The 21047-nt window shown below is 64.3% G+C and carries 19 protein-coding genes; 15 read left to right on the top strand and 4 right to left on the bottom strand.

Going from position 1 to position 21047, the window contains the following annotated elements; all coding sequences use genetic code 11:
• Positions 1–87 precede the first annotated feature (87 nt).
• The 10 genes from Q5Z11_RS07625 to Q5Z11_RS07580 all read left to right on the top strand — a co-directional run bounded on the left by Q5Z11_RS07625 (position 88) and on the right by Q5Z11_RS07580 (position 11302).
• On the top strand, positions 88–1041 hold the full coding sequence (locus Q5Z11_RS07625; RefSeq protein WP_303749434.1) for a VOC family protein: 954 nt from the start codon (positions 88–90) through the stop codon (positions 1039–1041).
• Positions 1038–2243 carry an NAD(P)/FAD-dependent oxidoreductase gene (locus tag Q5Z11_RS07620; protein WP_303749433.1) on the top strand — a complete coding sequence of 402 codons (1206 nt, stop codon included), beginning with the start codon at positions 1038–1040 and terminating at the stop codon, positions 2241–2243. The genes Q5Z11_RS07625 and Q5Z11_RS07620 overlap by 4 nt, the downstream gene beginning before the upstream one ends.
• Positions 2244–2388: 145 nt before the next feature.
• Positions 2389–2910, top strand: a complete 522-nt coding sequence (locus tag Q5Z11_RS07615; RefSeq protein WP_303749432.1) for a cupin domain-containing protein — start codon at positions 2389–2391, stop codon at positions 2908–2910.
• Positions 2911–2921: 11 nt separating this feature from the next.
• The gene (locus tag Q5Z11_RS07610) at positions 2922–3785 is read left to right on the top strand and encodes an alpha/beta fold hydrolase (protein ID WP_303749431.1); all 864 of its coding nucleotides are present in this window, start codon (positions 2922–2924) and stop codon (positions 3783–3785) included.
• Positions 3782–4576: an SDR family oxidoreductase gene (locus Q5Z11_RS07605; RefSeq protein WP_303749430.1), complete on the top strand. Its 795-nt coding sequence runs from the start codon at positions 3782–3784 to the stop codon at positions 4574–4576. Before Q5Z11_RS07610 ends, Q5Z11_RS07605 begins: the two co-directional genes overlap by 4 nt.
• Positions 4577–4669: 93 nt before the next feature.
• Positions 4670–5476 (top strand): aspartate dehydrogenase, encoded by an 807-nt coding sequence (locus tag Q5Z11_RS07600; protein WP_303749429.1) that lies wholly within the window; start codon positions 4670–4672, stop codon positions 5474–5476.
• Positions 5473–6963: an aldehyde dehydrogenase gene (locus tag Q5Z11_RS07595; protein WP_345783906.1), complete on the top strand. Its 1491-nt coding sequence runs from the start codon at positions 5473–5475 to the stop codon at positions 6961–6963. The genes Q5Z11_RS07600 and Q5Z11_RS07595 overlap by 4 nt, the downstream gene beginning before the upstream one ends.
• A gap of 11 nt (positions 6964–6974) precedes the next feature.
• Positions 6975–8678 (top strand): thiamine pyrophosphate-binding protein, encoded by a 1704-nt coding sequence (locus tag Q5Z11_RS07590; protein ID WP_303749428.1) that lies wholly within the window; start codon positions 6975–6977, stop codon positions 8676–8678.
• A 288-nt stretch (positions 8679–8966) separates the two neighbouring features.
• The gene (locus Q5Z11_RS07585) at positions 8967–10271 is read left to right on the top strand and encodes an MFS transporter (RefSeq protein ID WP_303749427.1); all 1305 of its coding nucleotides are present in this window, start codon (positions 8967–8969) and stop codon (positions 10269–10271) included.
• 92 nt (positions 10272–10363) lie between these two features.
• On the top strand, positions 10364–11302 hold the full coding sequence (locus Q5Z11_RS07580) for a SphA family protein (RefSeq protein ID WP_303749426.1): 939 nt from the start codon (positions 10364–10366) through the stop codon (positions 11300–11302).
• Positions 11303–11390: 88 nt separating this feature from the next.
• Here the strand turns inward: Q5Z11_RS07580 and Q5Z11_RS07575 are convergent, their stop codons facing one another.
• A complete protein-coding gene (locus Q5Z11_RS07575) occupies positions 11391–11681 on the bottom strand; it encodes a hypothetical protein (RefSeq protein WP_303749425.1) in 291 nt (96 codons plus the stop codon).
• 104 nt (positions 11682–11785) lie between these two features.
• Between Q5Z11_RS07575 and Q5Z11_RS07570 the strand changes: the two genes are divergently transcribed.
• Together Q5Z11_RS07570 and Q5Z11_RS07565 are read left to right on the top strand one after the other, a co-directional pair.
• Positions 11786–12604 carry a carboxylesterase family protein gene (locus Q5Z11_RS07570; RefSeq protein WP_303749424.1) on the top strand — a complete coding sequence of 273 codons (819 nt, stop codon included), beginning with the start codon at positions 11786–11788 and terminating at the stop codon, positions 12602–12604.
• Between the two features lie 265 nt (positions 12605–12869).
• Entirely contained in the window at positions 12870–15626 is a 2757-nt protein-coding gene (locus tag Q5Z11_RS07565; RefSeq protein WP_303749423.1) for a bifunctional diguanylate cyclase/phosphodiesterase, read from the top strand.
• A gap of 115 nt (positions 15627–15741) precedes the next feature.
• On the opposite strand, the gene Q5Z11_RS07560 is transcribed toward Q5Z11_RS07565, so the two are convergent.
• A complete protein-coding gene (locus tag Q5Z11_RS07560) occupies positions 15742–16377 on the bottom strand; it encodes a LysE/ArgO family amino acid transporter (RefSeq protein WP_303749422.1) in 636 nt (211 codons plus the stop codon).
• A gap of 133 nt (positions 16378–16510) precedes the next feature.
• On the opposite strand from Q5Z11_RS07560, the gene Q5Z11_RS07555 reads away from it, so the two are divergent.
• Both Q5Z11_RS07555 and phaZ7 read left to right on the top strand, forming a co-directional pair.
• Positions 16511–17416, top strand: a complete 906-nt coding sequence (locus Q5Z11_RS07555; RefSeq protein WP_303749421.1) for a LysR family transcriptional regulator ArgP — start codon at positions 16511–16513, stop codon at positions 17414–17416.
• A 107-nt stretch (positions 17417–17523) separates the two neighbouring features.
• Positions 17524–18663, top strand: a complete 1140-nt coding sequence (phaZ7, locus tag Q5Z11_RS07550; RefSeq protein ID WP_303749420.1) for an extracellular native short-chain-length polyhydroxyalkanoate depolymerase PhaZ7 — start codon at positions 17524–17526, stop codon at positions 18661–18663.
• A gap of 9 nt (positions 18664–18672) precedes the next feature.
• Here the strand turns inward: phaZ7 and Q5Z11_RS07545 are convergent, their stop codons facing one another.
• Together Q5Z11_RS07545 and Q5Z11_RS07540 are read right to left on the bottom strand one after the other, a co-directional pair.
• Positions 18673–19425, bottom strand: a complete 753-nt coding sequence (locus Q5Z11_RS07545) for a transporter (RefSeq protein WP_303749419.1) — start codon at positions 19423–19425, stop codon at positions 18673–18675.
• A gap of 128 nt (positions 19426–19553) precedes the next feature.
• A complete protein-coding gene (locus tag Q5Z11_RS07540; RefSeq protein WP_303749418.1) occupies positions 19554–20477 on the bottom strand; it encodes a M14 family metallopeptidase in 924 nt (307 codons plus the stop codon).
• Positions 20478–20716: 239 nt separating this feature from the next.
• Between Q5Z11_RS07540 and Q5Z11_RS07535 the strand changes: the two genes are divergently transcribed.
• Positions 20717–21040 carry a glycine zipper 2TM domain-containing protein gene (locus Q5Z11_RS07535; RefSeq protein ID WP_405051683.1) on the top strand — a complete coding sequence of 108 codons (324 nt, stop codon included), beginning with the start codon at positions 20717–20719 and terminating at the stop codon, positions 21038–21040.
• Positions 21041–21047: the final 7 nt, after the last annotated feature.

The raw sequence follows: 21047 nt of genomic DNA, 5'->3' as shown, positions 1-21047 counted from the left end.
GCTGCATCCAATCGCTGCCCATTGCTGTCGCTGTTTGCCTGTTGCGCTGGCCTCACCGCCCCGTCACCACCTTTTGGAATGGTAGTCATGCAGATCGTCGGTATTGAAGAATACGAGTTTGGAGTTGAAGACCTGGCCTCCTGCGGGCGCTTCCTCAGCGATTTTGGTCTGAGCCCGGTCTCGGCCAGCCATGGCAGCAATGGCTGCCACAGCGTGGAAACGCTGGATGGCTCACGGGTAACGCTGTATCCATTGGATGATCCGAGACTTCCGCAGGCGATCGAGCCTGGCTCAACGCTGCGCAGGGTCACCTGGGGCGTCGCCTCCCCCGCAGCCCTGCAGCGCTTGGCCGAAGCCCTGGCAGGGCAGCCGGGCTATGTATTTGATGCCGAGGGCGTCAGCTGTCGTGATCCGAACGGCATGTCCCTGCGGTTCCGGCTCAGCAGCCGGCGTCCAGTGGAGTTGCAACCGTCGCCGCCGATCAACCAGTGGGGTGATGTGCGCCGTGTGGATCAGCCCAGCCCGGTATATGACAAGGCAACGCCGATCGGTATCGGCCATGCCGTGTTCTTCGTCGACGAGCTGGAGCCGGTGGAGCGCTTCTACCGCGAAAAACTCGGCTTCCAGGTCTCGGACCGCTATGTTGGGCGTGGCGTCTTCCTCCGCGTTGCCGCACGTGCGGGCCACCACAATCTGTTCCTGCTGCACCGCCCCGGCAAGGCCCGTGGGCTCAACCACGTCGCCTTCACCGTGCGTGACATCCAGGAAGTCTTTGGCGGTGGGCTGGCGATGAGCCGCGCCGGCTGGGCCACCTTCCTCGGTCCCGGCCGGCACCCGATCTCCTCGGCCTACTTCTGGTATGTACGCAGCCCAGCCGGTGGCGCCTTCGAGTTCTACACCAACGAAGACCACCTCACTGAAGCCTGGGTACCACGTGAACTGGAGCACTCCGTGGAGTCCTTCACCGAGTGGGCGGTCGAAGGTGGCATTGATGCCAGCACCCGGCGCCAGCTGTGTGCCAAAGAAGTGCCCGCGACATGAGCACTATTCGCAACATCGTCATCGTCGGTGGCGGCCAGGCGGCAGGTTGGGCGGCAAAGACGCTGCGTGACCTGGGCTATGCGCAGTGCCTGGGTGTAATCGCCGATGAACTTCACGATTTCTACGAACGCCCGCCATTGTCCAAGGAAGTGTTGAGCGGTGAGCGCGAGCCGGCGCAACTGCGTCTGTTCCCACAGGAAACCATCGACGCGCTGAACCTGGAGTGGCACAGGCCACGCCGCGCATGCAGCATCGAACGGCAGCGCCAGCAGGTGGTTCTGGATGACGGAACCCTGGTGCCATACGACCGCCTGTTGCTGGCGACGGGAAGCCGTCCGCGCCTGCCTGATCCACGATGGGCGCAGATTGAAGGCGTTGTGGTACTGCGCAACGTCGACGACGCGCTCGCCCTGCGCCAGCGCCTGCAAAGCAGCCGGCGCATGGCCGTCATCGGCGGTGGCTGGATAGGCCTGGAGGTCGCCGCAATGGCGCGCGCGCGCGGCATTGAGGTCACCGTCTACGAACGTGGACCTAGCTTATGTGGCCGCAGCATCGGTGCTGACGTCGCTGCACATCTGGCCACCCTGCATCGCGAGCAGGACATCACGTTGCGACTGGATTGCGGCGAACTTCGTCTCTCGCAGACCGATAGCGGCATTGAGCTCAACTCGGAGTACGGCGCACAGACTTACGATACGGTGCTGGTTGGCGCTGGTGCCCAACTCAATACCGAGTTGGCACAGGCCGCAGGCCTGAAGATGGATCATGGCATCGTCGTGGATGGCAGCGGCCGCAGCAGCGATCCAGCCATCTACGCAGCCGGTGACATCGCCCAGCATCCGATCCACGGCCTCTGCGTGCAGTCCTGGGCCAACGCGCAGAACCAGGGTATCGCCTCTGCACGCGGCATGTTGGGCCTGGAAGCGAACTATGACGACGTGCCCTGGCTCTGGTCTGATCAGCACGGCATGAACATCCAGATCCTCGGCCTGCATTCCCAGGACAATACCTGCGTCCGTCGCGCAGGCGACGATGGCCGGGACATCTACTTTCAACTCGACGCGCAGCATCGTCTGCAACACATGGTGGCCTTCGGCGACGCGCGCGCCATCAAGCTCGGGCGACGCTGGATGGCAGCCTCACGCCCATTGAACGCCAGCGACCTGGCCAACCCTGACTATGACTTGATGGCGTTGCGCTGATCGCGCGCCGTCATTGAACAACCCGTCCTGACACGCCCGCTTGCAGCGGGCCCGGCAACGCTTTGCCCAGTGATTGATGCCAGAACAATCCGCCCCCGACGACAACCTGCCGGTCGTCGTTTGTTGAATGACATGGAGAACGACAATGAGTGAGCAACACGCCGCCATACGCACCGAAAGCGCCGCCAGCCTGGATGAACGCATGCAACCGCGCATCGCCCGCTACCAGAGCAGAAGCTACGACTGGGATGCACTGAAGTTCCAGGCCGACTACGACCCCAAGTACCGCCGCGCGCAGATGCGCTACATGGGTACGGGCGCAACCGGCGTCGGCACGGACAACAACACCGTTCCTTCGGACAGCTTCACATTCTCGACGATGGTCCTTCCAGCCCAGTGCGAAGGCCCACTACACCTGCACGACGACGTCGAAGAGGTGTTCTTCATCCTGCGCGGAAAGATCCTGTTGACCCTTGAGGAAAACGGCGAGCGTTTCGAGACCGAACTGGGCGAGCGCGACCTCATCTCGATACCGCCCGGCATCTACCGCGGCCTGTTCAACCATGGCCAGGAAGAGGCCTTGATGTGCGTGATGCTGGGTTCGCCCAAACCGCGCATCCCAACGTATCCGGCCGATCACCCGTTGTCCAAGATCAAGCGCAACTGAGGCCAGCAGCGATGTCAGCTACCGCTTCCACCATTGCCGCCCGCACCGCATCGCCGCATTGGCAGCAGCGCTGCCAGATCGTGGCTGGTCGCAAAATCAGCTATCGCGAATGCGGGAGCGGACCCGCAGTGGTATTGCTGCACGGCATTGGTTCCGGCGCCGGCTCGTGGCAGCTGTTGTCGACGCTGCTGACGCAACGGCTGCGGGTGATTGCCTGGGATGCCCCTGGCTACGGCGACAGTGATGGTCTGGCCGAACCAGAGCCCAAGGCAAGCGACTACGCCAATGCATTGCGTGGTCTTGTCGATGCACTGGGACTGCACCGCTTCGTACTTGTCGGGCACTCACTGGGAGCAATGATGGCAGCTGCATTTGCGGCTGCCTATCCGCAACATGTGCATGTGCTGCTGCTTGCAGATCCGGCCCAAGGCTATGCCAATGCTTCGGCGGCAGCACGCGCCCGCGCATGCGTGGAACGCGTGCAACTACTGGTCAGCCTGGGCCCTGAACAGTACGCATTGCAGCGTGCCCCCGGCCTGCTTCGCCCGCATCCGGCCGCCGAAGCCCTGTCGGCCGTACAAGACGCCATGCGACGGCTGCGCCCAGCCGGCTTTGAACAAGCCTGCGCGATGCTCGCCCACGATGACATCTGGCGCTATCTGTCCAAGTGGTCCGGCACCACCCGGGTGATCAGCGGCGACGTCGACACCATCACCCCGCCTGCTGACGTCAGCGCCTTGGCGCTGCGACTGAAGGCGCCGTTGCGACTGCTGCCGGGTGCTGGCCACGCCAGCTATCTGGACGCACCTGCGTCCTTCGCCAAAGCCGTGCTGGAAGCTGCGCGCAACCTGCCCCTTGCCAAAGGAATGCCATGAAATTCGAAGTCCAGGGACGCATCGCGGTAGTCACCGGTGGCTCCTCCGGCATTGGCCTGGAGACGGTCCGTCTGCTGCTGGCACACCGCGCGCGCGTGGCCTTCTGCGGCCGTGATCCGCAACGGCTGGCACAGGCTGAAAGCATGCTTCGGCGCGAGTATCCCGATGCCGAACTGCTGGCCTATGGCGGCGACGTTCTTGACCGCGGCAGCATGCAGGAATTCGCCAACGCTGTGCATGCGCGCTTCGGCGGCGCCGACATGCTGATCAACAACGCCGGCCAAGGCCGCGTGGCATCGCTGGCCGAGACCACCGAGCAGGATTGGCTGGAGGAAACGCGACTCAAGCTGTTCGGTGTACTGCATCCGTTGCAGGCCTTCCTGCCACAGCTGGAAATCAGTGACTGCGCCTCGGTGACCTGCGTGAACTCGCTGCTCGCACTGCAACCGGAGCCGCACATGATTGCCACCTCCGCCGCCCGTGCCGCGCTGCTCAATCTCACCCACTCGCTCGCGCAGGAGTTTGTTGGCAGGGGCATCCGGGTCAACTCCATCCTGCTGGGCATGGTCGAATCCGGCCAATGGCGGCGCCGCTACGAAAGCCGCAGCGACACCGACCTTGATTGGAACGACTGGACCGCCCGCATCGCCGCGCGGCGCGGCATACCGATGGGCCGCATGGGTCGCCCGCAGGAACCTGCACGTGCCCTGCTGTTTCTCGCCTCACCGCTCGCCTCGTACACCACCGGCAGTTGCATCGATGTCTCAGGCGGCTTCAACCGCCAGGTTTGAAGCACCTCCAACACGCCGATTGAACGCAACAACATCGCTTGCCCACGGCCACCGCTCGATCTGAAACCAGGTTCCACAAGGAGCTCTCCAGCAATGACCCGCACCTGCAGTAAACGCATCCTGTTGATCGGCTACGGCGCAATGGCGCGTGAAGTCGTCGCGCGCTTGCCCGAAGGCGTGAGCGTGGCATGGGTGATCGTGCCCGCCGAGTTCCAACAAGCGCTGGCCGCTGAACTCGAGCCACGGGGTATCGCTGTACTTGGCGACATCAACCAGTTGCAAGCAGTGCCGGATCTGGTGCTGGAATGCGCCGGCCACGCTGCACTGTCCGTGCATGGCGTTCCAGCCCTGCAGCGTGGCTGGCGGTTGGCCGTCGTCTCGGTGGGAGCACTGGCCGACACTGCCCTCTACCAGCAACTGCTGCAGGCAGCACGCAGCGGCGGCGCTTCCATGCAGCTGCTCTCCGGCGCTGTCGCTGGCATGGATGGACTCGCTGCTGCACGGGAAGCCGGTCTGGACGAAGTGGTCTACATTTCACGCAAGGCCCCCGCCAGCTGGCGCGGCTCGGCGGCCGAGCAGATGATCGACCTCGACAGCGTTACCGAACCCCGCGTGTTCTTCGAAGGCACAGCCGGCGAAGCCGCGCATGCCTTCCCGGCCAATGCAAACGTGGCCGCGACCATCGCACTCAACGGCATGGGCATGGATGCGACCCGGGTGCTGCTGATGGTGGACCCGCATACCCGTCGCAACACTCATCGCATCCATGCACGCGGTGCATTCGGCGAGATGACCATCGAGTTGGCCGCGCATCCGCTGCCCAGCAACCCCAAAACATCGATGCTGGCTGCGCTCAGCGCCGTGCGCGCCTGCCGCCAGCTGCTGGAGCCGGTGGCATGAGCATCCACATGATGCCGCTGATCGAACATGACATCGCGGTGGGCGGGCAATGGCGGCAAGGCCGCGGCGCGTTGATGCACTCACTGTTCCCCGCCGACCAGAGTGTCAATGCGCAGCTGCATGCAGCCGACCTCAGCGATGTCGAGGACGCTGTGAATGCTGCGGAGCTTGCCTGGCGCGCCCCGGCATGGCGGGACCTGCCAGCGCACCAGCGCGCGGCCGTGCTCTACCGCGTCGCCGACCTGATCGCCGCGCGGCGCGAGCCGCTGGCACGCTTGCAGACCCGCGACAATGGCAAGCCGCTGGCCGAATCCCGCGCCTTGGTTGACAGTGCGGCCGCCACGGCCCGCTACTTCGGCGCCGTCTGCGAGACCCTGGATGGCGAGCTTCCCGCACCACGCAGCGCGGATTTCATCAGCCTCAGCAGTTATGAGCCGATTGGCGTGATTGGCGCGATCACACCGTGGAACTCACCCATCGCCAGCGAGATGCAGAAGATCGCACCCGCGCTGGCTGCCGGCAACGCGGTAGTACTCAAACCTGCCGAGGCGACCCCTTTGGCAGCATTGGCACTGGCCCGGTTGTTTGAGGAAGCGGGCTTGCCACCAGGCCTGCTCAGCGTCCTGCCCGGGCGCGGATCCGTCATCGGCGAGGCCATTGCCCGACATCCGCTGGTGCGCAAGATCTCCTTCACCGGCGGCACCAGTACCGGCCGCCACCTTGCGCATGTTGCGGCCGACAAGCTGATCCCGACCTCGCTTGAGCTTGGCGGCAAATCGCCGACCATCGTGCTCGACGACGCCGACATCGAACTGGCCGTGCAAGGTGTTGCCTACGGCATCTACAGCTCGGCCGGGCAGGCCTGCATCGCAGGCTCCCGTCTGTTCGTGCACCGCTCGCGCTACGCGGGTTTCATCGAGCGTCTGGAGGAAGTCGCGCGTGGTCTGCGCATTGGTCATCCCGAGCACGAGGGCGTGCACCTGGGCCCGTTGATCAGCCATGCCCATCGCGACAGCGTTGCCGCCTATGTGGCTTCGGCATTGGCCGACGGTGGACGCCTGCGCTTTGGCGGCAGCCCGCCGGCCGACAGCAACCTGGATGCTGGCAGCTATTACCTGCCCACTTTGATCGAGGACCTTCCAGCAGACGCCCGCGCCTGCCGCGAGGAGATATTCGGCCCGGTCCTGATCGCCCAGCCCTTCGACGACGAAGACGCGCTGGTGGCGCAAGCCAACGGCAGCGTCTTCGGGCTTGCGGCCGGCATCTGGACCGGTGATTACCGCCGCGCCCTGCAGCTGGCCAAACGCCTGGAGGCAGGAACGGTGTGGATCAACACCTACAAGAAGTTCTCCATCTCAACGCCGTTCGGCGGCTTCAAGGAGAGCGGACTGGGCCGCGAAAAAGGCCGCCAAGGCCTGCTCGCCTACATGCAACAGAAGAGCATTTATCTGGGACTGGAACGTACCCCCATGGGATGGAGCCGATGAGCAGCGAAGCCATGACAACCGAACAGATCACCCTTTCCAATGATGCAGACACACGCACGGAGGCGCAGCGCGAAGACAGCAACGAACGCATCACCGTCGCCGAAGCGATTGTCCGCGTGCTCGAGGCTTATGGTGTAGATGCCGTGTTTGGCGTCATCTCCATCCACAACCTGCCCGTGGCCGACGCCATCGGCCGACGCGGCAAGACCCGCTTCGTCGCCGCACGTGGCGAAGCCGGCGCTGCGGCGATGGCCGATGGGCACGGCCGCCACAGTGGTCTGGGCGTCGCCCTGACCAGTACTGGCGCTGGCGCCGGCAACGCCGCCGGTGCCTTGATGGAAGCGCTCAACGCCGGCACCCCGCTGCTGCACATCACCGGCCAGGTGGAACGTGAATACCTGGACCGGGATGCCAGTTTCATCCACGAGACCCGCGACCAGATGAGTCTGCTACGCGGCTGCTCCAAAGCAGCATTTCGTATCCTGCATCCGCAACAGGCAGTCGCCATCACCCAGCGCGCCATCCAGGAGGCGATGCGCCTGCCGGCAGGCCCGGTCAGCATCGAGATCCCCATCGATGTGCAGGCGGCCAGAATCGACGTGCCGTGCACCATCCAGCGGCTACCGCTGCCAATCCCCGCACTCGATGTCGCGGCGGTCGCAGCCCTGGCCATGCGTTTGCAACAGGCGCAGCGGCCCATCCTGTGGGTGGGTGGCGGTGCGATCGGCGCTACCGATGCAGTGCTGCGCCTGGCTGACCTCGGCGTTCCGGTTGTCTCGAGTACCCACGGTCGCGGCATCCTGCCGGACAGCCATCCGCGCAGCCTGCGCGCGTTCCACAACGCTACAGAAGTCGCCCGCCTGCTGGCAGAGAGTGATCTGCTGATAGTGGCCGGCTCGCGTCTACGCAGCAACGAGACCGCAACCTACAGCCTGCCACTGACCGCAAAGCGGGTGCAGATCGATATCGACCCGGCGGCCTGCAACCGCAGCTACCCCATGGATGCCTTCGTGCTCGGCGACTGTACACAGGTATTGGACCTGCTGGCCGATGCGCTGCAGGGCGCGCCCAAGCGCGACCCGCTACGCGATCGCGATGTCTGCTCGGCAACTATCGCCGCGGAATACGCACTGCGGGAACAACTCGGCCCTTATGCAACGCTATCGGACGCAGTGCGCAGCGCGCTGCCGGATGACGGCATCTTCGTCCGTGACATCACCATGTCCGGCAGCACCTGGGGCAGTCGCCTGCTCAATTTCCAGCAACCTCTGCAGAACATCCATTCATTGGCCGGCGCGATCGGTCTGGCCCTGCCAACCGCCATCGGCTGCGCCATCGCCAACCCGCAGCGCAAGGTCCTGGCGTTGATCGGCGATGGTGGCCTGATGCTCAACATCGGCGAGTTCGCCACTGCGGTGCAGGAGCAGCTGGATATTGTGTTCCTGGTGATGAACGACGGCGGTTACGGGGTGATGCGCGGCATCCAGCAGAAGTACTTTGGTGACCGCCAGTACTACAACCAGCTGCATGCACCCGACTTCCACGCACTGGCAGCAGCGATGGGCATGCGCGCCTGGAAGCTGGACGACAGCCGGAACTTCGATGCCGTGCTGCACGCAGCGGTCGCGCATCCTGGGCCGGCATTGGTCGAAGTGGACATGGATGCGATCGGCCCCCTGCACTTTGCCGGTCCGCCACAGAAGAAACTGTACTGAAGCGACGCTGCCGCTGAGGCGTCGTTGCAACAGGGACCGCGCTTCACGGTATTGCCGTGCTGATGATGGCTTGCCAGCTACCACGGTGTGCTGTCGGAAACGTCTGTTACGACAGCACACGGGCAACCTGCGTTAGCGCAAAGGCGAAGTAACTGCAGCTCTCGGGATGTCATCAGAACCCGCACAGCTTGCATCGCGCTTCCCGGGATCCTTCAACGCAGCCCAGCTCCGGCTGGCAGCTATCCATGTGTCATGCGAAGTGCGCCACCAATACAAAGGAGAAGTGCAATGCAGGCACGAAGTGCTCGCTGGTGCGGCGTCACCACATTGCTGGTGATCGTCGCCATTTCATTCATCGATCGCATGAACATTGCGTTGATGGTCACGGATTCGCATTTTCTGCAGCACTTCGGCATGGTCGCCGAAGACCGGGCCAGCCAGGCCGCGCTCAGTACCGCGTTCATGGTTGGCTATGGACTGTCTGCATTTGTGCTGACCCCCTTCTGTGCAGCGCTGCTGGGAGTACGTCGCAGCCTGATACTTGGGCTGATCCTCTGGGGCGGCGTCACCCTGCTGTCGCCCTCATTCGACAGCTATGCGATGTTGCTGCTTTCGCGCGTTCTGCTGGGCGTATCCGAGGGACCGTTGTTTGGCTTGGCATCCTCCTACATCAAGGCCTATTTCGAGGGCCACGAGAACGGCAAACCAAATTCATTGGTCAACATGGGAACCGGGCTTGGCCTGGCCATCGGCATGCCGCTGATCAGCAGCCTGATCGCGATGCTGGATTGGCAAGGCGCGTTCCACGTGTTGGGCCTGATCAACCTGCTGATCGGCTTGCCGCTGGTACTGGCCTACATCCACATGCCAACGCTGGCGGTCTACCAGCAACGTCCCGACTCCTTGCGCGACATGGTCACGCAGGTGCGACAGATCTTCAGCGGTGCCTTGCAAACAAGGTACCTGCTGATGATCACGCTGCTGACTGCCGCATACCTTGCCTACCTCTGGGGCAGCGTCAGCTGGTTGCCCACCTATCTGAAGGAAGCACGCGGCTTCGCCCTGCGCGAAATGGGTTGGCTTGGATCACTGCCACAGTACGCGATGATCGGCGGCGTGCTGCTCAGTGGCTTCGTCATCGACCGCATACCGCGCAGGCAGGTACCGCTGATCTTCGTGGTTGGCAGCATCGGCGTCGCCATTGCGGTGTTCATGGCGCTCAACGTCGACGACAAGTACATGGCGGTATGGAGCCTGGTGGTTGCCGGTGTGTTCTGTGGTATCCAGACCCCGCCTTTGCCCAGCACCGTGCAGTACTACTCGCAGCCACAGCACGTAGCAAGCGCGATGAGCATCACCAACGGAACCGGCGCGCTGGTCTCCGCCTTCATGCCCTTGGTGATGGGCAAAGTGATGATGCTGATGACCGACAGCGGCGCCTCGCAGCATGCAAGTTTGAGCGCGGGCTTTGCCGTGCTGATCGGCACCCAGCTGGTGATCCTTGTCTGTGGCTGGGTGCTGTGGCTGCGCGAACGCCGCAGTGCACAGATGCATGCGATGCCGATATCGCGGACCACCGCCAGCGATACCTGAAGCAGTTGCGAACCTGCGCGCTGTCACTGCCAAACAGCGGCACGCGAAAACACCGAGCTTCCCGATTTCCACTTCCGCAAGGAGCATCAATCATGGACGACCGCAGGTACTTGCCCATGTGTATCGCCGCATTGCTGTCGGCCGCAGCGCCCGTCCACGCCTTGGACCTGGCCCTGCCAGGGGTGAATACCGGCGCAACCAGCTTCGAGGATGGCGGCGGCGGTATTGGCCATTTCTTCCAGACCAGCAACAGCCGCTTTGAAGCCAGCCGCAGCTATGATGCCGATGGCGAACGCCGCCCGATCAACTACCACCGCGAGCTTTGGATCGCCCGCCTGCACTATGCCTATACCAGCCCACACGAAGCCCTTGGCGGCACGTTGGGTGCCGAAGTCATCGTGCCACTGCTCGACCTGGACCTGAACCTCGGGCCAGCCCATATGCGCGGCAGCGGCGTCAGCAACCCCGGCATCGGCGCTTATGTGCAATGGCGTGACAAGCGCCTGCTGGGCCGGCGGTTTGACTCGCGGTTAGCACTGGGAATGTCGCTGCCGATTGGCGATTATGATCGCGACGCCAAGGTCAATGCCGGCACCGACTACTACAGTTTCAACCCCTACTACGCCTTCACCTGGCGCAGCAGCGAGGCATGGGAAATCAGTGGCCGCTTCATGTACCTGTGGAATGGCAGCAGCAATGACCCGGAAGCCCGCGTGCACGCGGCGTTCGGGGAGCCGGTGCGGCGCGTGCAACCTGGCCAGGCCTTCCACTACAACCTCAGCGCGTCCTATGCATTGAATGCGCACTGGAGGGTTGGCGTGGCCATGTATCAGCTGCAGCAGACCAGTGCGGACCGCATCAACGGCCATGCCCAGGCTGACTCCAAGGAACAATTGTTCGGCGTGGGCCCTGGCGTGCAGTGGCGCGGCGGGCCGCATCGCGTCATCGGCAATGCCTATGCCGAAGGCTTGGCCAGGAACCGCGCCGCTGGCTCACAGCTGGTCCTTCGTTACATGTACGTGTGGCGCTGAAGTGCTGGCCTGAGCCGGCTCACCGTCCGAACCCGGCCGGGTCCGGACGGCGCTGCCGCTGGCATCGATACACCGCAACCGGGTCTGCTTACTTCTTCTGCTTGTACAGACGCACGCCCATCGGCCCCTGTAGCGAACCGTCCTCGTTGACTGTGAACTCCAAGGCTTCGCCAGTGCTGTCAGGCGCATCCACTTTCAGCTTGTCGCCCTCACGGGTGTAGTGGCTCTGTTGTGACTTGCCCAGTGTCTGCTCCGTGACCTTGCCGTCGGATGCGAAGGTGTAGCTCAGCATACCCATGCCATCGCTCCAGGTTCCGCTCAGCCCCTGGCTGCAGGCAGCAAGCAGGGCTACCAAGGCAACGATCAGCAACTTCCTCATGCAACACTCCAGTAATGCCCACCGCACCAGCGGCGTATCCACGGGCATTCTGGCACAGGCCCAATCACGCTAGGCTAGCGCCGTTCGCAACGGAGTCCGGCACCATGGTTCGTATCCTGATATCGCTTTGCCTGCTGGCCCTGCTGGTGGGCTGCAGCACCTCGCCCACCGCAACTGCTGGCGCCAGCGCGGAGGCACAAGGTCGGTTTGTTGCCCGCCAGCTGAGTTTCGAGGGTCGCGAGTTCCGCTATCAGGTGTTCGTACCTGCCGCTTCCGCGACTGCGGAAGGCCCTCGCCCCTTGCTGCTGTTCCTGCATGGCTCGGGCGAGCGCGGCGACGATGGCCGCAAACCCCTGCTGGCTGGTGTGGGGCCATGGCTTGACGAGAATCGCGAGACGTTCCCGGCACTGGTGGTATTCCCGCAGGTACCCGAGGGTGAAGAGTGGCGCGGCCGCAATGCGCGCATGGCGCTTGCCGTGCTGGATGCCGCCAGCGCCGAGTTCGCTGCCGATCCGCGCCGCATCTATCTCAGTGGCATCTCGATGGGCGGCTACGGCAGCTGGGAGCTGGCCTTGACCCGTCCCGACCAGTTTGCCGCGCTGGTACCAATCTGCGGTGCGTTGCGCGCGCCGCGTGCCGAACGCCCCGGGCTGGTGGTCGACCAGGTCGCGGCGGAGGACGATCCCTACCAGAGCACGGTCAGCCGCCTGCGCGATGTACCCACCTGGATCTTCCACGGTGCGCTGGATGAGCTGGTGCCCACCACCGATGACCGAGCCATCGCCGCCGCCAGCCAGCGAATGGGCGCGAACTTCCGCTATACCGAGTACCCCGGTGTCCACCACAACGCCTGGGACCCGACCTACCGCAATCCCGCTATGTGGCAGTGGCTGTTCGCTCAACGGCGGCCTGCATCACCATAGCTGCCTGAGCCTGCGCGGCCGTTGTGCGGGCAGCATGGGTGCACTCCGGACCGAACTGCGATAGCGTGACCGTTATCACGTATCTATAGACCCACCTACACCTGCCCTGCACGGCAGGGATCGGACAGTTGCAGGTGACGCTTCACGCGTCATCTCGCTCCCAGGTACACGGAGTTCGTGCCATGAAAGGGCCACACCATGCCTGCAATCCTGCAGGTACAGCGGTGTAATGCGCTAAGCTGGAATGGAAACCGGAGACTCACGCTTGGCAACTAACGCATCGGCAACGCTGGACCCGTTGCCGCGCACCCGTGGTCTGTACTCCCGGTTGCACCTTCTGATCCTCGCCACGCTGCTTCCACTGCTCGTGATCGGCGCTTTTGCGGTCTGGAATGCAGCGCGCGACTACCGCCAAAGCTCCGAACAGCGCCTGCAGGAGACCGCCACAGCGCTTGCACGCGGCGTGGATCAAGGCATCGAGGACAACGTCAACCAGCTGCGCCTGCTGTCGCTGCTGGCACCACAGTTGCAGGAGACCGCCCCCGAGCTGCAGGCGTGGGCACGCGAGAATCCGGATATCCGGCTGATCCAGGACGACGGCGAAGATGCCCGGACATTACCGTCGGGGCTGCTGTACGACGCGCGTCGCGAAGGCAAGGTGCAGGTCTCGGATCTGTTCACCAATGCCATCACCAGGACTCCGGAAGTGGCTATCGCCCTGCCCTTTGAAGATGGTGACGGCACGCGCGTGCTGACCATGGTGCAGCCCTCCAACCGCCTGATCGCCAGCATCATCGGCAACGGTACGGACCAACACCTGCTCGCGGCGGTGGTAGACAGCAATGGCGTGATAGCGGCACGCACGCTGTCGCCGGAGCGTTACATCGGCAAGCGCGTGCCCGACTGGCGGGCACTGCAAGTCAGCAACGGCCAGCAAGGCCTGATCGATGCCAGCAGCAAGGAAGGCACTCCGGTGATCTTCGCCTTCCACCGGCTGCAGGCCGCACCGGGATGGACCCTGGTGGTTGGCGAGCCACAGCAAAGCTTCCAGGCACGCTGGCAGCAGCCACTGCTCGGTATCATTTTCGGCGGCATCGTTGCTGCCATCATCGCCCTGCTCTGGGCCAACGCCATCGCCCGCAGCATCCTGCTGCCGATCCGCGCATTGGCACAGCGCAGCCACAGCATCGTCGCCAACATGGCGGAACTGCCGGACCCCAAACCCTCGCGTATCCGCGAGGTGCACAGCCTGCAGCGCAGCCTTAGCGGCACTGTGGATGCCCTGAAGAAAAGCGCCGACGAAGCCCGCGCCCTGGCCCGCGACCTCAAGGCCAGCGAGCAGCGTTACCGCGCGGTGGCCGAGGCCGGCGCACTGGTGCTGTGGCAATCCGATCGCAATGGACAGGTGCTTTCGGCAACCGGCTGGCGCGAACTCACCGGGCAAGCCAATGAACGTGCCCTAGGCAAGGGATGGTTGCGACGGGTCAACGAGGATGACCTGCCGCAGATAGAAATCGCCTTGGAACAGAGCTTCACCGCCGCTGCCGCCAGCTCGTTGGACGTCGAGTTCCGCGTGCTCGACCTGCATGGCAAGTGGCGCTGGCTACGCGCGCGTGGTGCGCGCATCGGCCACAGCCTGAGCAGCTGGGCAGGCGTACTGGAGGATGTCGATGCACGCCGGCAGGCGCAGGCGCGCATCGCCTACCTGGCCCAGCACGACCCACTGACCTCGCTGCCCAATCGCACCATGCTGTTCGAGCGCCTGGACCAGGCCTTGATCGCCGCCCGTCGCGGCCATCACAGCGCCTTGCTGCTGCTGGACCTGGATCGCTTCAAGGACGTCAACGACAGCCTTGGTCATCCGACTGGCGACCATCTATTGCAGGAGGTCGCACAACGCGTGCTGGCCTGCGTGCGCGGCAACGACCTGGTCGCACGCCTGGGCGGTGACGAGTTCGCGATCCTGATGGCAGCCGAGAGCCGTGCGCCCGAGGCCGCCTCGGCGTTGGCCGCGCGACTGATCGCAGAGCTTGGCCGCAGCGTCGAGCTGGAAGGCCACCAGTTCGCGATCAGCACCAGCATCGGCATCGCCCTGATCGACGACCAGGCCAAGGGCGCCGATACCCTGATGCGCAATGCCGACCTGGCCCTGTACCGGGCCAAGGATGAGGGCCGCAGCTGCTATCGCTTCTTCGAAGCGGAGATGGACACCCGCATGCAGCGGCGCCGGCAACTGGAGACCGAGCTGCGCACCGCCTTGCTGCAGCAGCAGTTCGTGCTGCATTACCAGCCCTTGGTGGACCTGCAGAAGCGCCAGGTCAGTGGCTTCGAGGCCCTGCTGCGTTGGAACCATCCGCAGCGTGGCCTGCTCGAACCCAGCGAGTTCCTCGGCTTGGCCGAAGACATCGGGATGATGGTCGCGCTTGGCGACTGGGTGCTGCGGCAAGCCTTGCTCGATGCCAGCCAATGGCCGCCGCAGATGAAGGTCGCGGTGAATCTGTCGGTATCGCAGCTGGCCCAGGCCAATCTGGCCGACACGGTCGAGCTGGCGCTGGCCGCAAGCGGATTGGCTGCGTCGCGACTGGAACTGGAGATCACCGAGGACGCGCTGATCGCCAATATCCAGGCCGCCTCCGCGCAGCTGATGCGGCTGAAGACGGCGGGTGTGTCCATCGTGATGGACGACTTCGGCACCGGCTACTCCTCGCTCGGCTACCTGCGCGCGTTCCCGTTCGACAAGGTCAAGATCGACAAGTCCTTCATCCGTGACCTGGGCGAACAACACCAGGGCAGCGCCATCATCGGCGCAGTCTCGCACCTGTGCGCCAAACTCGGCATCACCTCCACCATCGAGGGCGTGGAAACCCAGGCGCAGCTGGCCCAGCTGCAGGAAGAACACTGCGCCGAAGGCCAGGGTTACGTATTCGGCAAGCCGATGCCGCTGGCACAGGTGGATGACTTCATCCGCGATTGGCCAAGCCGCTGGAACAAGGACGCGTGGCCCGGAAACATGCGGCCGTGAGCGCTACAACACGCTAGGCCGGCCAACCGTAGCCCGGGTAAGCGCTGCGCACCCGGGCTACGTCGAAGCATCATCAGCGCCCGGGCGCGCCCGGCCGGCCCTGACGAAAGCCGCCTCAGTTGACGCCGCGGATCGCCAGGGTCAAAGCGAGCACGCTCAGGATCACCGCGATGGTGCCATCCAGGATCCGCCAGGTGGACGGCTTGGTGAACAACGGCGCCAGCATCCGCGCGCCCAGGCCCTGCACCGTCAGCCACACGCCGCTGGCGGTGACCACGCCGGCCGCAAAGGCCATGCGCGACTCGCCGAAGTTATCGGCGATCGAACCAATGACCATCATGTCCAGCCAGAAATGCGGGTTGATGATGGAGAAACCGGCCGCCGCCATCAGCGCGGTGCGCAGCGACTGCTCGCCGTTGTCGTCCAGCTTCATGCCACCGCCGCCCGACACAGCCCGGCGCGCCGACTGCAGCGCATACCAGGTCAGGAATGCCACGCCGCCCCACAGCAGCACGGTGGTCAGCCACGGCAGCTGCGCGGTCAACTGGCGCAGGCCGGCGACGCTGGCGAGGATGAACACTGCATCGATCGCGAAGCACGTGGCGATGATCGGAATCACGTGCTGGCGCATGATCCCTTGGCGCAGGATGAACGCACTCTGCGCGCCAACGATGGCGAACAGACCGATACCGATACCGGCACCACTGAACCAGGCACTGCCTGCAGCTTGGGCGGAAATAACCGAAAACATGGGGGAAAACTCTTCTAACTGGGGGATGGACGCTGCGGGAGAACCCACCGGCACGTCCGGATGCGGCAATTGTCGCAATGCAGCAAGGAAAAGTAGAGCTAAACTTCGTTAACCATCATTAGCAGAACTTAATATGCGCATCGATCATGCCCAGCTGCGGGCCTTGGCCGCCGTCATCCGCGAAGGCAGCTTCGAGCGCGCGGCGCTGTCACTGAACGTCACCGCCTCGGCGGTCTCGCAGCGGATCAAGGCACTTGAGGACAGAGTCGGCAAACTGCTGATCAAGCGCACCATCCCCACCGAGGCGACGCTGGAGGGCCAGGTACTGGTGCAGCTGGCCGAACAGACTGCCCTGCTTGAACGCGATGCCTTCGAGCGCATTGGCCTCAGCGATGCCGAGCTGCCACGGGCCAGCATCCCGGTGGCAGTCAACCACGACAGCATGGAAACCTGGTTCCCGGAGGCGGTGCAGATCTTCTCGCAGAGCACCTCGACCACCCTGGACCTGCACACCGAGGACCAGGACCATACGGTCGCCCTGCTGCGCCAGGGCGCGGTGATGGGCGCGGTCACCACCTTGCCCGAGCCGGTGCAGGGCTGCCAGATCCACGCGCTGGGCAGCATCCGTTATGCGGCGACCTGCACTCCGGAATTCCACGCCCGCCATTTCGCCAAGGGCGTGACCGCACAGGCATTGGCGCAGGCGCCGGTGCTGGTGTTCAACCGCAAGGACGATATGCAGGCCCGTTACGCGCAGCGCCTGGCCGGGGTCGAACAGCCGCATAACGCGCCGACCTGGTGGATTCCCTCCACCCGCGCCTTCGTCCACGCCAACCTCGGCGGGCTCGGCTGGACCATGAATCCACTGCCGCTGGTGCGCAGGCACCTGGAAAGCGGACGACTGGTCTACGTCAAGGCGCGCGCCTGGGAAGACGTGCCGCTGTACTGGCAGCACTGGAAGGGCGAGGTCAAGACCATGGCCTTGCTGACCCGCGCCATCCTGCAGGCCTCGACCATGCTGGTGCGCAAACGCAAGTAGGTCCTGCGCTCGTGCTGCACTGCAAGTTTCCCTAAAGGACACTGCCAGCGCTGGCGGCTGCGGCGGATGCTGGGTTGATCACAACGCACACCCACCGGAGCTGCCAGATGTCGAATGCACGATCTGTCCCCGTTGTTTCCTCGTGGCTGCTCGGCGCGTTTGCCGCGCCACTGGCCGGCGCCATGCTGATGCTGCTGCCGACCAGCGCCAAGGCCCTGGACTGCGGCAGCAACAATGGCTACACCTGTACCGGCACGGCCAGCCAATATGCAGGCGGCTTCAATCCCGGCGTCGGCCAGGGCGGCTTTGGTGGCGGCAGCTGCACGGCGAGCAAGACGCCGGTGGTGTTCATCCACGGCAACGGAGACAGCGCGATCAGCTTCGACATGCCCCCCGCCGCAGTCAGCGGCTACACCGCCCCGCCGCGTTCGATCTACGCCGAGCTCAAGGCCGCCGGCTACAACGACTGCGAGCTGTTCGGCGTCACCTACCTGAGCGCCAGCGAGCGCGCCGCGCCGCAGAACAACTACCACTCGCCAGCCACCTACCAGGTGCTCAAGACCTTCATCGACAAGGTCAAGGCCTACACCGGCAAGAGCCAGGTCGACATCGTCACCCACTCACTGGGCGCAACCATGGCCTTGGCATCGATCAAGTACAACGCCAACCAGGCCAGCGTGCGCCGCTTCATCAACATCGCCGGCGGCCTGCGCGGCCTGCAGACCTGCCGCAGCACCGGCTACCAGTCGGCACTGGCGCCCACCTGCAATGCCGAGGCCTACGTCTTCCCGTACAACTACTACACCTTCGGCCTGTACCCGAGCACCGGCGTGACCTACTACGGTTACAACCGCTGGACCGGCAGTGGCAGCGGCAGCCTGCGCAGCTTCCCGGCCAGCTATACCGGCATCCGCTTCTACACCATCACCGCCGGCGCGCGTGACCAGGTGCATTGCTTCACCACCAGCTACAGCGCCGGCTGCGCCGACGGTGCACTGTTCAACAGTGCCACCAATGTCTACGCACAGGTGGATATCGGTGCCGGCAGCAGCGCCTACAGCTTCGACTGGGACTGGAGCGACGGCAGCCCGTACAACTTCGGCGGCGGTGACACCAGCAGCGGCGTTGGCCATTTCCGTTCGAAGAACAACGCCGGCCTGATCGTGCGCAATATGCTGACCAGCGATTGCACCAGCAATTGCGCGGCCGGTTACAGCGGCGTGTACGGGCCGGCGGTCAATCGTTGAACCGCGCCCTCAATTGAAATACAGCGACACGCCGACACCACCCTGCCAATCGGTGGTGTCGGCATCCAGCCCGCGCAGCAAGGATGCGTCCAGCTGCAGGCGCGGCGTCGCCATCCAGGTCACACCGGCTCCGGCCGCACGCATGTACTGCGCGCCGGTGCCATAACCGGCTTCGATGTAGGCAGACAACTGCGGCCGCAGCGCGAATCCGTAGCTGGGCGAAAACAACCAGCCGCTGCCGTCATCGCCCCATTGCCGGTCGACGTAGAACGCCACGCTGCTGTCGCGCGGCAGCGCCCATGCCACGGTCACACCCAGGTCGTAGTCGTGCCCGCCACCGCCCAGCGGTGCCCTGCCCCATGGCAGGCTGGCGCCGGCTTTCACCGCCAGCGACAGTTGTTCTCCGGCCATGGCAGGCGCCCATTTCAGCGCGACATTGCCGTCACCACCGCCGCTCTCCCGAACCCGGATTCCGTTACCGCGTACACGTAGTCCGCTCCAGCTGTCCGCGCCAAGTTGCAGCTCCAGCGTACTGGCGATACCAAGGCGCAACAGCGTGTCCGTGGTCCATGCAGTTGTGGTGACCCCATCGCTGCGATCACGGCTGGCATCGGGCAGTCCCTGCTCCCAGACAAACCCGCCCTTGCCGACCGTACTGGTGGAGAAGCCGATGCCGGGCCGGTCGAATTCCGGCGCGTATTCAGCCTTGGCCTGGCGGCTGGCCAGCGCAAGCAATGCGAACAGCAAGGGCGAGGTTTTCATGTCCGCCATGTTCCATAAGCGGCTGCTTGGCGATGTGAACGTCCGTTCGCGATGACGGCTCGCCAGCTAATGAAAAGCCCACCCGCTTGCGCCGGGTGGGCTTTGCTCAATCCTGCGGACGCGAAACTTCAGCCATGCGCCAACGCGTAATCCAAAGCGCCGGTTACAGCCGCCACCTGCGCATCATTGCACTGCTGCGGCGTCGCCTTGGGGCTGTCCGGATAAACTTCGGTGGTGGTCGTGTAACGCGCACCGCTGACGCTGGCGCACAGGCCCAGCGCCTTCAGCGGATACTCGATGACGCCCTCTGCCACCACCGTCGAACCAATGATCTCGCCACGCTGGTCGGCCGGTGCCAGGTGGGTGACCTTGGCGACTTCCGCATTCACCGCCTGCTGGAACTGCGGCTGGCGGTTCTCGGTGTCATCCACCAGGTAGAAGCCATCCGGAATCTCGCCCGGCTCGAACGGCTTGCCGTCACGTGCGGCCAGCGCCGGACGGAATTCGGTTTCGTCGGTGTCGGTGGTTTCGTGCAGATCGATATGCATCAGCACGCGCCCGTGCAAAGGCGCAACCAGGGCCATTAGCGCGGCAGATTCCTGTGCCGGGCTGTTGTCCACGAAAGAGCGGTTCGGATCCAGCGCCAATGCATTCCAACGCTGGATACGCTCATAACCCCACGGACTGACACAGGGCGCGACCAGCAGGTTGCAGCGCCCTGCATAGCTGGCGGCGCACTGGTCGACGAACTGCAAGGCACCCTGCACACCGCTGGTTTCGTAGCCATGCACGCCACCGGTAACCAACATCACCGGCAAGGCCTCATCCCAGTTGCGACTACGGATGGCAAACAGTGGATAGCGACCCGACGGGTAGTCCAGTTCGCCGTACTGGGTGACATCGAAGCACTCGCGCAGCGCATCGATTTTTTTCACCACCTCATCTACATAGCTGCGCTGCACCTGCTGCTGGTCCAGCCACTGCGCGCGCTCCTGCGCGCCCCATGGCTTACCGGGGGTACCAATGGGATAGAAAGCGGCATCAATGCTCATGCGCAGATCTCTTCAATACGGAGGATGGCGCGCACTGTACACCCAAGCCGAGGAAGCTTCAGGCTGCGCGGCGCATTGCATGAACGCAGGTTCAATCGCGCCGGGCGCTTTTCACCTCGAGTTTCATTGCGTGGGTGCAGGCTGAACACACATTGGCGCAAAGCTGCGCTGCCAATAACAGGAGTACCGACATGGGCAAGCTTCATATCACCCTGGCCTCGGCCGTTGCCGCGAGTGCAATGCTTCTCTCCGCCGGCGCCAACGCACAAACCTATGGCCCCCGCGATGAAGGCCGCCGTTTCAACGATGGCAGCCGCGTGGTCTGCAACAAGGTGGAAGTTGCGAACAACGCGCGCGACCAGAACCGAGTTGCCGGCACCGCCACCGGCGCCGTTGTCGGTGGCCTGCTCGGCAACCAGGTCGGCAAGGGCAATGGCCGCAAGCTGGCTACGGTCGGCGGCGCGGTAGCCGGCGGTCTTGTCGGCCGCAACGTGCAGGGCCGCAACCAGGAGCGCAACGGCCAGCGCGTGGTCGAGACCCGCTGCGAACGGGTTTATCGCTGACCGATCC

The organism is Stenotrophomonas sp. 610A2 (assembly GCF_030549615.1).
Classification (GTDB): Bacteria; Pseudomonadota; Gammaproteobacteria; order Xanthomonadales; family Xanthomonadaceae; genus Stenotrophomonas; species Stenotrophomonas pigmentata.
This window is presented reverse-complemented; position numbering and strand designations above follow the sequence as displayed.